The following is a 12784-nucleotide window of genomic DNA, read 5'->3' on the forward strand; positions in this document are numbered from 1 at the left end:
CGCCCGGCGGGAGCCCCGCCGCAACCCGGAACCGCGCCGTCGCAGGCCGCTCCCGGCCAGCCGGCGACCGCGCCCAGCCGCCAGCCCGGCCTGGCCCCGGCACAGCCCAATGCGGTTCCAGCGCCCGGACAGGCCGGACAACCACCGCAAGTCGCACCGCCCGGCCAGCCCGCCGGACAGGCGGCTCCTGGCCAGCCGCCGGCGCCCGACCGTCAGGGCCGGCGCGGCGCCATCGGCCTCGGCGGCGCCGCCGCGATCGGGCTCGGTGCGGCTGCGATCGGCGGCATCATGGCGACGCAAGGAGCGGATCGGATCGACGATATCCGCAGCCGCCGGCAGGAGACGCGCGAAGGCGACGTCACCATCATCCGCGAGCCGGGGCGCACCCTCATCCGCGGCGAGGACGACCGCGTCATCATCCGCCGCGACGAGAACCAGCGCTTCCGAGATCTCGGCCTCGACACCCGCAGCGAACGCCGCGGCGAGGAAACCGTGACGATCTATGACCGGCCCGACGGCACGCAGATCGTCACGGTGACGGATGGCGACGGCCGGCTGCTGCGGCGCTCGCGGCGCCAGCGCGACGGCGCCGAGATCATCATCATCGATAATATGCGCCGCGACGGGCCGCGCCCGCGCTTCGCCGAGGAGGTGGTCGAGCTGCCGCCGCCGCGGCTGCGCATCCCGCGCGAGCGCTACATCGTCGACGCCGAACGCGCCGACGAGCGGCTGATCTACGAGACCATCACCGCGCCGCCGGTCGCTCCGGTGCCGCGCCGCTACACGCTGGACGAGGTACGCTACTCGCCCGATCTGCGCGCCCATATGCGCAGCGTCGATGTCGACACGATCAACTTCGATTCGGGCTCCTGGACGGTCACGACCGACCAGGCGCAGCGCCTGCGGGTGCTGGCGCAGGCCGTGCTTCAAGCGGTCGAGCGGACGCCGAACGAGGTCTTCCTGATCGAGGGCCATACCGATGCGGTCGGCGCCGACATCGACAACCTGTCGCTCTCGGATCGGCGGGCACAGTCGGTCGCCGAGATCCTGACCCGCGATTTCGGCGTGCCGGCCGAGAACCTGACGACGCAGGGCTATGGCGAGCAGAACCTCAAGGTCCAGACGCAGGAAGCCGCGCGCGAGAACCGGCGCGTGACGCTGCGCCGGATCACGCCGCTGCTGACCGGCCAGAACGCGCAGTGAGGAAGGGCATGGGCTCCCGTTCCCCGGGTGCCCATGCCGCCATGGCAAACCGCGCCTTGCGAAGCGCGGCGGAACCTTGCCCGCCGCCGCTCGTTCCATCGACAGGTCGGGGGGCTGCGGCCCGCCGGCCTGCGACCGCAGGAGGGCATCATGCGCAGATACCGTTGGTTCCTGATGAGCCTGGTCCTCGTCGGACTGGTCGCCGCCGAAGCCGCCGCCGCTCAGGGCCAACCCGGCTCGGGCGCGACGACGACCCAGCGCCAGCGCGCGCCGGGCGTACCGCTGGCGCCGAATGCAAACGAGGCGCAGAAGGCCGCGCCGCAGGGCGAGCGCGCCGGCAGCGCGGCCGAGCGGGACAGGCTGGTGCGCAATCGCGGCGCCCCGCCGGAGCCCAATCGCGAGGTGCCGATGCCGAAGCCGGTGCCGTCGATCATCGCGCCCTGATCGTTCGAGAGCGCGGCGCCGCGTTCAGATTTGCGTAAGGCTCGCCGCCTATCCTGCCGGCGAGGAGTACCAGCATGAGCGATTCATCCTTCCTGGTCGCCGAGAGCTTCGTGGCCATGCGCGCCGCCTCGACCCGGCAGGCGCTGCAGACCGAAATGGTCAAGCAGCAGGCCGATGCCGAGCACGCCATGGCGGAACTCCTGCAGGAAAGCGCCGAACAGCAGAAGGCCGCCCTCCCGACCGGCCAGGGCCAGAACGTCGACATCACGGCCTGACCGCGCCCGGCTTTCACCGCGAGCTGTGAAGACGCTCGCCTTCGCCATGGCGCGAGCGCGATGACCAACCGGCATGCCCCCACCACATGGCCCCCGGGCCGAAGCCGGCTTGCTTCCGCCCTGCACCGGTTCTAACCTCCGCTTCGTTCCGAGGGGTGCTCGCAAGAGCTGAGATGGCGCAAAGCCGAACCCGTCGAACCTGATCCGGGTCATACCGGCGGAGGGACTGGAACGCGGCGTATCCCCATACCCGCAGACAGCGACTGGACCGCTTTACAAGCCCGGATCTCCTGAACCTTGGACCAAGGAGGAGATCCCATGAACGCCCATACCAAGCCCCAGAAGAACAGCGTCAAGACCGCGCCGCAGAGCGTCACCACCGGCCCGATCATCGGCTCGCGCAAGATCTATGTCGCGCCGCCCGAGCATCCCGAGATGCGGGTGCCCTTCCGCGAGGTGCAGCTCACCACGGATTCCGAACCGCCGGTGCGCATCTACGATCCGTCCGGCCCCTATACCGAGACCGATATCGCGATCGACCTCAATGCCGGCCTGCCCCAGCCGCGCCGCGCCTGGCTCGACGCGCTGGGCTTTGCGACCGTGCCCGGCCGCGCCGTGACCGCGGCCGACAACGGCCATATCGGCGAGGAGCACCTGGTTCCGGCCTGCCCGGCGCAGCGCCCGATCCTCGAGGCCAGGCCCGGCCAGATGGCGACACAGTACGAGTTCGCCAAGGCCGGCATCATCACGCCCGAGATGATCTACGTCGCGCATCGCGAGAATCTCGGCCGCGCCGCCATGCTGGAGGGCGCCAAGGAGCGCCATGCCGATGGCGAGAGTTTTGGCGCCTGCGTGCCGGAATTCGTCACGCCCGAATTCGTGCGCAGCGAGATCGCGCGCGGGCGCGCCATCATCCCGGCCAATATCAACCACCCCGAGCTGGAGCCGATGGCGATCGGCCGCAACTTCCTGGTCAAGATCAACGCCAATATCGGCAATTCGGCCGTCACTTCCGGCGCCGCCGAGGAGGTCGAGAAGCTGGTCTGGGCGATCCGCTGGGGCGCCGACACGGTGATGGACCTCTCGACCGGCCGCAACATCCACAACATCCGCTCCTGGATCCTGCGCAACTCGCCGGTTCCGATCGGCACGGTGCCGATCTACCAGGCGCTGGAGAAGGTCGGCGGCGACCCGATCAAGCTCGACTGGGAGGTGTTCAAGGACACGCTCGTCGAGCAAGCCGAGCAGGGCGTCGACTACTTCACCATCCATGCCGGCGTCAGGCTTCCCTATGTTCCGCTGACGGCATCGCGCGTCACCGGCATCGTCTCGCGCGGCGGCTCGATCATGGCGCGCTGGTGCCTGGCGCACCACAAGGAGAGCTTCCTCTACGAGCGCTTCGACGAGATCTGCGAGATCATGCGCAAATACGACGTCTCGTTCTCGCTCGGCGACGGCCTGCGTCCCGGCTCGATCGCCGACGCCAATGACCGCGCCCAGTTCGCCGAGCTGGAGACGCTGGGCGAGCTCACCAAGGTCGCCTGGGACAAGGGCTGCCAGGTGATGATCGAGGGCCCCGGCCACGTGCCGATGCACAAGATCAAGGAGAACATGGACAAGCAGCTGCGCGAATGCGGCGAGGCCCCGTTCTACACACTCGGCCCGCTGACCACCGACATCGCGCCGGGCTACGACCACATCACCTCCGGCATCGGCGCGGCGATGATCGGCTGGTTCGGCTGCGCCATGCTCTGCTATGTCACGCCGAAGGAGCATCTCGGCCTGCCCGATCGCGACGACGTCAAGACCGGCGTGATCACCTACCGGATCGCGGCCCATGCCGCCGATCTCGCCAAGGGCCACCCTGCAGCCAAGATCCGCGACGACGCGGTCTCCCGCGCCCGCTTCGACTTCCGCTGGGAGGACCAGTTCAACCTGGCGCTCGATCCCGATACGGCGCGCTCCTTCCACGACGAGACGCTGCCCAAGGACGCCCACAAGGTCGCGCATTTCTGCTCGATGTGCGGGCCGAAATTCTGCTCGATGAAGATTACCCAGGACCTGCGCGCCGAGGTGCTGGCGATGGGCGAGAACGAGCGCGCGGCGCTCGAGGCCATGGCCTCGGAGGGCATGGCGGCGAAGTCGGAGGAGTTCCTGACCAAGGGCGCACAGCTCTACCTGCCGGCGGCGGAATGAGCGCGACCGCGGCGATGGACCGGCTCGACGCGGCGTGCGTCGCCTCGGTTCTCGCCCGCGTGGCGGAATCCCGCCCGCGGGTGCAGTGCCTGACCAATACCGTGGCGCAGAACATCACCGCCAACATGCTGCTCGCCTTCGGCGCGATTCCGTCGATGGCGATCCATGTCGACGAGGTCGCGGCGATGGCGGAGGGGGCGGGCGCGATCCTGATCAATATCGGCACGATCAACGCCGAGAGCGAGCTCGCCATCCCCAAGCTGCTGGAGGTCGCGCGCGACCGCGGCAAGCCGCTGGTGTTCGATCCGGTCTTCGTCGAGCTCTCCCCGCTGCGCCGGCATGTCGCCCGCCAGGTGCTGCGCTTGCCGAACCTCGTCGTGCGCGGCAATGCGACGGAGATGGCGGCTCTCGCCGGCGATCTCGATGCCGCTGACGACGTGACCCGCGTCACCACCGGCAAGGTCGACCGGATCGAGGGGCGGCGCGGCGGTTTCGCCATCGCCCATGGCCACCCGCTGATGACCAAGGTCACCGGCGTCGGCTGTGCCGCCGGGGCCCTGATCGCCGCCTGCTGCGCCGTCGAGGAAAACCCCGCCATCGCTGCGGCGGCTGCCTTGACGGCCTATGGCATTGCCGGCGAGATCGCCGCGGAGCGCTCGCGCGGGCCGGGCAGCTTCGAGCCCGAACTGATCGACGCGGTGGCGGCGATGGACGAGGCGACGCTGGCAGAGCGGATGCGGTGATAAACCAGCGATGACGATCGCCATCGTCATCGCGGGAAGGCAAGCGACGAAGCAATCCGGCAGCGGCGGAGCGAGCCCTCCTGGATTGATTCGCTGCGCTCGCAAGGACGGAAGGGCCTATACATGATCGTCGACATCTCGCTCTACGGCATCGTCGACCCGCAGATCGCGCGCGGCCGCTCGCTGGCCGACATGGCTCGGGAAGCCGTCGAGGGCGGCGCGACCCTGATCCAGCTGCGGGCCAAGCAGGAATCGACGCGCGAGATGGTGCGCGAGGCGCGGGCCATCCGCTCGGCCCTGCACGGCACGCAGGTGCCGCTGCTGATCAATGACCGTGTCGACGTGGCGCTCGCCGCCGGTGCCGACGGGGTCCATCTCGGCGCCGACGACATGAAGCTCGGCGATGCCCGCAGGCTGCTCGGCCCGCGCGCCATCATCGGCGCGACGCTGAACCGCGTGGAGGAGCTGCCGGAACTGGCGGCGGCGAAGATCGACTATGCCTGCGCCGGCGGCGTCTTTGCCACGCAGCACAAGGACAACGCCAAGGCGCCGCTCGGCGTCGAGGGCTTCGGTATCCTGCGCCGGGCCGCGGCGCGGGCGCTGGGGAGCCTTCCGGTCGGCGCCATCGCCGGCATCGATGCGGGCAATGCCGGCCAGGTCATCGCCGCCGGCGCCGATGGCGTGGCGGTGATCGGCGCGCTGTTCGGGGGCGAGGACATAACCGCCGCCGCGCGCGCGCTCAGGGAGGCCATCGACGAGGCGCTGTCACAGCGGGCGACCGCCCCGGAATAGGGGCTCCCGTCTTCGAGGGCTGCCGTTCAGGGCTTCAGATACATGTCCCAGCAGGGCGACAGCGTGACCTTGGTTCGGCCCTCGAGCGCCTTGGCGAAGTGCTTGTAGATGGCTTGGCGGGCCGTCGTCGGCGGGCATCTCGGCGCCATGATCGCATCGAGCTCGTGCAGGTCCTCGAGTGTCTGGGCGTCCATCTTCGGATTGCTGCGCGACGGGTCGAGGCCGATCGGGACATGGCGCGGCGGCCTGCGGTCGAGCTGGCGATTGAAGAGATCGACGAAGTCGAGCGTGAAGAAGCCGTTGAGCTCGCGCTTGTTGGCACTCTCCCAGGCCCGGATCGCCTCGATGCCCTGCTCGGCCTCCAGGAGCCAGGCGGCCTGATAGTCGATCTCGGAATAGAGGATGAAGGAAGCGAGCTGGCCCTTGGCGGCGAGGGCGGCATAGGCAGGCTGGTTCTGCGCATAATGCTCGAGCATCACCGGCGCGCGCTCGACGATCTCGCGCTTGACGCTGACCCGGCCGATCTTGCCGAGATCGTCGACCTTGAGCGCGTGATAGGTCGGCGCGCCGAGCACGGCGCGGGCGCTGCGCTCGACGAAGATCAGGGCCGAGGGCACGGAAGCCGCGCAAAGCAGCACCAGCACGGCGGGGCGCAAGCTGTCCGGCCGCCCGCGCCATTCGAGCAGGATCGCCAGCAGCAGCGGCCACAGCGCGATGAATTCGAGGCTGCCGGTGTTCTGCGTCTCGAAGAAGGTCAGCGCGAACAGGGTGACCGCGAGCCAGCCGGTCGTCGAGGCCGCCACTTTCCGCAGCCAGGCGCCGGAAGCTGCCTCGCGATCCCGCCAGGCGGCCCAGAGCAGCACGCAAAGCAAGGCCAGCGTCGGGCCGATGACGTTGAACTTGACCGAGGCGACGGTCAGGAAGCGCGGCAGCAAGGCGCCGGTGTTGAGCGCGAGCAGGGTCAGGATGTCCTCGACATAGGCCCTGACCAGGCCCGAGCCGATGTCGAGGAGCGCGAGGGTGCCGATGACCGCGGCGGCGGCGAGGGCGGCATCGCGGAAGCGCATCCGCCCGGTCAGGATGGCATAGCCGACCAGCATGGCGCCGCTGACCGCGCCGGTGACCTTGACCAGGAACAGCGCCAGCATCAGCGCGGCGACCAGCCCGGTCATCAGTGCGCGGCCGCGCACGAAGAACAGCGCCGCCACCAGGATGTAGAGCAAGAGGCAGATATGCCGGTTGTAATGGCCGTAGCCGTCGAAGCCCGGCAGCGGGTAGAGTTCGTGCAGGTTGATCGGCAGCGAGGCGAACAGCAGGAAGGGCAGCAGCAGGGCGAAAGCCTGCCCGCGCGAACGCTGTCCGACATGGAAGACGACGATGGCGAGCAAGGGCAGCGCCGCCGGCAGCACGCCCCAATTGGCGAGCAGCAGGGGGTGGCCATTGGGAAAGAACAGGTCGAGCCCGGCCACCAGATAATAGCCGAGCGGGCCGACCGGCGCGAAGAAGTCGATGCTCGGGACCTGGCCCTCATGGATGCGCTGGGCCGCGTCGAAATAGACCGCCGTGTCCCAATAATTCGGGCCGATCGGCAGGCGCAGCGGCAGGACGAGCCCGGCCAGCACGAAAGCGACGAAGACGGCGAGCCAGAAGCCGGGGCTGACCGCGAGCCGCCGCAGGCTCCAGGCGCCGCCATGCCCGGCGACGAGCGCCACTTCGGCCTTGCCATAGTCGGTCGTCATGCCTGCCTCCCCAGTTCGCGGGAAAATGGCAGGAAAACCTTACCGGGACCCTGCGGCGATGCTCGAATGCGCAGGGGCACCGGGAATTTCGGCGAAGCGCCGCGGCAGGGCAAAGCCGTGGCCGAGCGGGTCGTCCGGCTCGATGACGAAGCTGCCCTCGCCGGCAAGATGGCTCGTACCGCCGACCTCCACGGTAACGGCTCCGGCGACGGGAAAGGCGACAGGGCCGACCACCCGGCCGGTGAAGGCGCCGCCGGTGATGCTGCGGAAGCGCCGGGTCCGGCCCGCCGGGATCGTTCCCCTGACATGGCCGAGCGCCATCCGCGCCGTCACGCCGGAGCCGGTCGGCGAACGGTCGATCTGGCGCTCGGCGAAGACGCAGAGATTGAAGCTCTCGGCATCCGGGGCGGCCTCGTCGGTGACGATCGTGCCATAGAGGAAGCCGAGATCGGGCTCGCGCGGATGCGCGATCGCCACGCTGGCACGGACCTTGTCGGTGAGCGCGCCGGCGGCAGCCACGATCTCCTCGACGGGCGTCTCGAACAGGTCGAGCCCGAAGCGCGAGGCCGGCAGGATGCAGTAATAGGCGCCGCCATAGGCGATATCGGTGACGACCGTGCCGAAGCCCGGCAGCGCGACGGCAAGGTCACGCGCCTCGACGAAGGCCGGCACGCTGTCGAAGCTGACCGCCCCGACTTTTCCACCGTCGACCTGGCAGGCAAGACGCAGCAGGCCGCAGGGCGCCTCAATGCAGAAATGCGTCACCGGCTCGACCGGCGCGACCAGACCATGCTCGATCGCATAGCGGCCGAGCGCGATCGTGGCGTGGCCGCACATCGTCGAATAGCCCTCGTTATGGGTGAAGAGCACGCCGAAAGCGGCTTCCGGCCGGCTCGCCGCGACCGGGATGACGCCATACATGCCGTCATGGCCGCGCGGCTCCAGCATCATCGCGCGGCGCAGATGATCGTGGGTCTCACGGGCCTGGCGGCGCTTTTCGAGGATGGTCGCCCCGGCGAGCGCCGGGTAGCCGCCGGTGACGATGCGAACCGGCTCGCCGCAGGTATGGTAGTCGACGTAAGCGAGACGCATGGCTCCTCCCGGGACGGCCTGCCGATGGCCGCCTGCCGCCATCAGACCTGCGAGAGCCTGCGTCGTCTACACGGAACCGCGCGCCGCGGCGTGACTTCGCCCCCGCGCGGCGGACGGCGGCCCTTCAGAGGTTGAAGACCCGGTGCGGCACGAATTCGCCCTGCTCGATCGAGCCGGTGGCGACCAGGACGCCGCCGCTCACGGCATAGGCCGCCTGCGCTTCCACCGGTGCGTCGGCGCCGCGCAGCAGGACGCTCTGGCCACGCTTCAGACGCAGCGCCGCGTCGCGATGGATGACGATCTCGGGGATCAGCGACAGCGCGGTGGCGACGGGACGCAGCGCCGCGGCGGCGACCTCCGGACCCTCGCGCAGGGTCTCGACCGTCACCGCATCGTCGACCGTGAACGGCCCGACGCGGGTGCGCCGCAGATGCGCGACATGGCCGAGGCAGCCGAGCGCCAAGCCGAGATCGCGCGCGATGGCGCGGACATAGGTGCCCTTGCCGCATTCGGCCTCGAAGGTCGTGGTCCCGACCGTATGCGCGACGATGCGCAGCGAGGCGATCTCGACCGGGCGTGCCTCCAGCGTCACCTCCTCGCCGTCGCGGGCGAGGTCATAGGCGCGCTCGCCGGCGATCTTGATGGCCGAGAATTTCGGCGGCACCTGCTGGATCGTACCGGTGAAGCGCGGCAGCAGCGCCGCGATCGCCGTCTCTTCCGGGCGCATGTCCGAAGTCGCGACGACCTTGCCCTCGGTATCGTCGGTATCGGTCTGCGAGCCCCAGGCGACGGTGAACTGATAGGCCTTGCGGCCATCCATGACGAAGGGCACGGTCTTGGTGGCCTCGCCGAGCGCGATCGGCAGAAGGCCCGATGCGAGCGGGTCGAGCGTGCCGGCATGGCCGGCCTTCTTGGCGCAGAAGGCGCGCTTGACCACGGCGACCGCATGGGTCGAGGTCATGCCGACGGGCTTGTCGAGCACGACCCAGCCATGGATGTCGCGCTTCTTCGGCCGCGGCGCGAATTCCTTGCCGCCCGGTTCCTGCCGGCCTTCGGCGCCGGCGCCGTTCTCTTCAGTCGTCGTCATTGGACTTGTCTTGAAGCTTGTCTTGGTCGTTGTCGTCGCGGTCGATGCGAAGCGGCTGCTGCAGGATGTCCGGGCGGACCTTGTCGGAATAGAGCAGGGCGTCGATGCGCTCGGCCTCGGCGAAGCTCTCATCCTGCAGGAAGCGGACGTCGGGCGCGTATTTCAGGTTGACGCGATGCGCGATCTCGCCCCGGATATAGCGCTTGTGGCCGGTCAGCGCCTTCAGCACCGGCGCCACGTCCTGGCCACCGAGCGGCATGATGTAGCAGGTCGCGAGCCGCAGATCGGGCGAGAGCCTGACTTCGGGGACGGTGATGACGTGCTTCGCCAGCACGTCGTCATGGATTTCGCCGCGCGCCAGCATTTCGGCGAGCGCGTGGCGGATCAGTTCGCCGACGCGGAGCTGGCGCTGCGAAGGGCCGGAGGTCTTTACGGGTTTTGCCATGGTTCTCGTTCTCCGGGCTCGGACCGGATGAGCGTGGGTTGTCAACGCGTCATGGCCGGGCGCGGCCCGGCCATCCGGTGACATTCAGGAGCGCGCAAGGCGCCTCATTCGGGAGGCGATGGCCGGGCCCGCGCCCGGCCATGACGCCGCTGCAAGCGAACGCTCACAGCGTCCGCTTGATCTCCTCGACGCGGTAGCACTCGATCACGTCGCCGGCACGCATGTCCTGGTAGTTCTCGAAGGACATGCCGCAATCCTGGCCCGCCACGACTTCCTTGGCGTCGTCCTTGAAGCGCTTGAGCTGGGCGAGCTTGCCCTCGTGCACCACGACGCCGTCGCGGATCAGGCGGACATTGGCGCCGCGCTCGATGGTGCCGTCGGTGACGCGGCAGCCGGCGATCTTGCCGACCTTCGAGACGTTGAAGATCTCGAGGATCTGGGCGTTGCCGAGCATGGTCTCGCGCAGCGTCGGCGCAAGCAGGCCCGACATCGCGTCCTTAACGTCATCCATCAGGTTGTAGATGATGTTGTAGTAGCGGATCTCGACCCCGGTGCGCTCGGCCGCCTCGCGCGCTTCCTTATGGGCGCGCACGTTGAAGCCGATCACCACCGCGCCCGAAGCCTGGGCCAGCGTGACGTCCGATTCGGTGATCGCGCCGACGCCCGATTGCAGCACGCGGGCGCGCACCTCCTCGTTGCCGACCTTCTCCAGCGAGCCGACGATGGCTTCGACCGAGCCCTGCACGTCGCCCTTGACGACCAGCGGGAACTCCTTGCGGCCGGCGCCTTCCTTGAGCTCGCGCATCATCTCGGCCAGCGAGCGGCCGGCGCCCGAGCCGGCGCCACGGGCGGCGAGACGGTCGCGCTTCTGGCGCTCGCGGTAATCGGTGACCTCGCGGGCGCGCGCCTCGGACACGACGACCGCGACGCGATCGCCGGCCTCGGGCGTGCCGTTGAAGCCGAGGACCTCGACCGGCAGCGAAGGCGGCGCCTCCTTGATCTGGGCTCCGGTATCGCCGATCAGCGCCCTGACGCGACCCCATTCCGAGCCGGCGACGATGATGTCGCCGGTGCGCAGGGTGCCGCGCTGGACGAGCACGGTCGCGACCGGGCCGCGGCCGCGGTCGAGCTTGGCCTCAATGACCGTGCCTTCGGCGGCGCGATCGGGGTTGGCCTTGAGGTCGAGCAGCTCGGCCTGCAGCGCGATCGCATCGAGCAGCGTGTCGAGGCCCTTGCCGGTCTTGGCCGAGACCTCGATCTCCAGCGTCTCGCCGCCGAGCGACTCGACCTGGATCTCGTATTGCAGCAGCTCGGAGCGCACCCGGTCCGGATTGGCGTCCGACTTGTCGATCTTGTTGATCGCCACGATCAGCGGCACCTTGGCCGCCTTGGCGTGGTTGATGGCCTCGACCGTCTGCGGCATGACGCCGTCATCGGCCGCGACCACGAGCACGACCACGTCCGTCACCTTGGCGCCGCGGGCACGCATCGCCGTGAAGGCGGCGTGGCCGGGGGTGTCGATGAAGGTCACCTTGGAGCCCGAAGGCGTCGTCACCTGATAGGCGCCGATATGCTGGGTGATGCCGCCGGCCTCGCCGGTGACCACGGTGGTCTTGCGGATCGCGTCGAGCAGCGAGGTCTTGCCGTGGTCGACATGGCCCATGATCGTGACGACCGGCGGGCGCGAAACCAGCATCTCGTCGGTATCGGGCGTGTCGAACAGGCCCTCCTCGACGTCGGATTCGGCGACGCGCTTGACGGTGTGGCCCATTTCCTCCGCGACGAGCTGGGCGGTGTCGGCGTCGATCACATCGGTGATCTTGTGCATCGCGCCCTGCTTCATCAGCAGGCGGATGACGTCGACGCCCCGCTCGGTCATGCGGTTGGCGAGTTCCTGGATGGTGATCGTCTCTGGGACGATCACCTCGCGCATCACGCGCTCCTTGGCGACGTCCGAAGCGCGGTGGCCGGTCATGCGCTGGACGCGGCGGCGGAAGGCCGCGACCGAACGCGTGCGCTCGTCGTCCCCGCCGGTGGCGGTGGACAGCGTCAGGCGGCCGCGCGGCTTCTCGCCGACCTTGGGGGTCTTGGGAGCCGGAGCCGGCGCGCCGCGGGGCGCGCCGGGAGCCCCGCCGGGACGGCGGAAGGCGGGGCGCGCCTCGCCGTCATCGGGACGGCTGCGCGGCGCGCCTGCCGAAGAGGGCGCCTGCCGAGCCGGCCGCGCGACGAGCGGCTCGGCCGTGGCATTGGCATCGGGGCGCGGCGGGCGCGGCGTATCGGCACGCGGCCGGCGGACGTCGAGGCTCGGCGGGCGAGCACCGACATCGCGCATCGGCTGGCGCGGCGCGGCATAGTCGCGCGGGCCGGACGGCGCGGGACGTGGCGACGCGGCATAGGGAGCAGCGGGCGCCGGCGGAGCCGAGGGGTCGGCAGCGGCGGGCGGCGCGGCCGGACGCGGCGCGGCGGCTTCCTCGCCCATGCGCTGGCGCACGGCGCTGTCGGCACGGCGCTTGCGCTCGTCCTCCTGGCGGCGGCGATCCTCTTCCTCGCGCTGGCGCGCCTGGGCCGCCTCGCGCTCGGTGCGCTCGCGCTCCTCGCGGGCGGAGCGCTGGCGGGCCTCCTCCTCGGCGCGGGCGCGGGCCTCGGCCTCGGTCGCACGGGCATCGGAGAGGGCACGCTGACGCGCATCCTTCTCGTCGTCGGAAAGCGTGCGCAGGAGCATGCCCCCGGCGGGCCGGGCGGCGGCGGGCGCCGGCTGCGGGCGCGGC

11 protein-coding genes and 1 riboswitch are annotated in these 12784 nt (G+C 69.9%); of the genes, 6 read left to right on the top strand and 5 right to left on the bottom strand.

Annotated features, from left to right (window positions below):
* The 6 genes from V6M56_RS08890 to thiE form a co-directional block, all read left to right on the top strand.
* Positions 1-1203 (top strand): OmpA family protein (locus V6M56_RS08890; RefSeq protein WP_332682974.1); only part of this gene is annotated, 1203 nt, incomplete at its 5' end.
* A gap of 150 nt (positions 1204-1353) precedes the next feature.
* A complete protein-coding gene (locus V6M56_RS08895) occupies positions 1354-1647 on the top strand; it encodes a hypothetical protein (RefSeq protein WP_332682976.1) in 294 nt (97 codons plus the stop codon).
* Positions 1648-1721: 74 nt separating this feature from the next.
* Positions 1722-1922: a putative motility protein gene (locus tag V6M56_RS08900; RefSeq protein ID WP_332682977.1), complete on the top strand. Its 201-nt coding sequence runs from the start codon at positions 1722-1724 to the stop codon at positions 1920-1922.
* Positions 1923-2063: 141 nt separating this feature from the next.
* Positions 2064-2166, top strand: a riboswitch (TPP riboswitch).
* A 74-nt stretch (positions 2167-2240) separates the two neighbouring features.
* Complete coding sequence (thiC, locus tag V6M56_RS08905; protein ID WP_332682979.1) at positions 2241-4118, top strand: phosphomethylpyrimidine synthase ThiC; 1878 nt, start codon at positions 2241-2243, stop codon at positions 4116-4118.
* Positions 4115-4861: a hydroxyethylthiazole kinase gene (gene thiM / locus V6M56_RS08910; protein WP_332682981.1), complete on the top strand. Its 747-nt coding sequence runs from the start codon at positions 4115-4117 to the stop codon at positions 4859-4861. The genes thiC and thiM overlap by 4 nt, the downstream gene beginning before the upstream one ends.
* A 123-nt stretch (positions 4862-4984) precedes the next feature.
* Positions 4985-5653, top strand: coding sequence for a thiamine phosphate synthase (thiE, locus tag V6M56_RS08915; protein WP_332682982.1), 669 nt, complete (start codon positions 4985-4987; stop codon positions 5651-5653).
* Between the two features lie 26 nt (positions 5654-5679).
* Here the strand turns inward: thiE and V6M56_RS08920 are convergent, their stop codons facing one another.
* The 5 genes from V6M56_RS08920 to infB all read right to left on the bottom strand — a co-directional run.
* Complete coding sequence (locus V6M56_RS08920; protein WP_332682984.1) at positions 5680-7392, bottom strand: hypothetical protein; 1713 nt, start codon at positions 7390-7392, stop codon at positions 5680-5682.
* A 39-nt stretch (positions 7393-7431) separates the two neighbouring features.
* Positions 7432-8484: a proline racemase family protein gene (locus tag V6M56_RS08925; RefSeq protein ID WP_332682986.1), complete on the bottom strand. Its 1053-nt coding sequence runs from the start codon at positions 8482-8484 to the stop codon at positions 7432-7434.
* 124 nt (positions 8485-8608) lie between these two features.
* The gene (truB, locus tag V6M56_RS08930) at positions 8609-9571 is read right to left on the bottom strand and encodes a tRNA pseudouridine(55) synthase TruB (RefSeq protein WP_332682988.1); all 963 of its coding nucleotides are present in this window, start codon (positions 9569-9571) and stop codon (positions 8609-8611) included.
* Positions 9558-10016 carry a 30S ribosome-binding factor RbfA gene (gene rbfA, locus V6M56_RS08935; protein ID WP_332682989.1) on the bottom strand — a complete coding sequence of 153 codons (459 nt, stop codon included), beginning with the start codon at positions 10014-10016 and terminating at the stop codon, positions 9558-9560. The genes truB and rbfA overlap by 14 nt, the downstream gene beginning before the upstream one ends.
* 163 nt (positions 10017-10179) lie before the next feature.
* Positions 10180-12784: translation initiation factor IF-2 (gene infB, locus V6M56_RS08940; protein WP_332682991.1), on the bottom strand; the 2605-nt coding region annotated here is incomplete at its 5' end.

The sequence above is a fragment of the Allobosea sp. genome (assembly GCF_036675845.1).
In the GTDB taxonomy this organism is placed as follows: domain Bacteria; phylum Pseudomonadota; class Alphaproteobacteria; order Rhizobiales; family Beijerinckiaceae; genus Allobosea.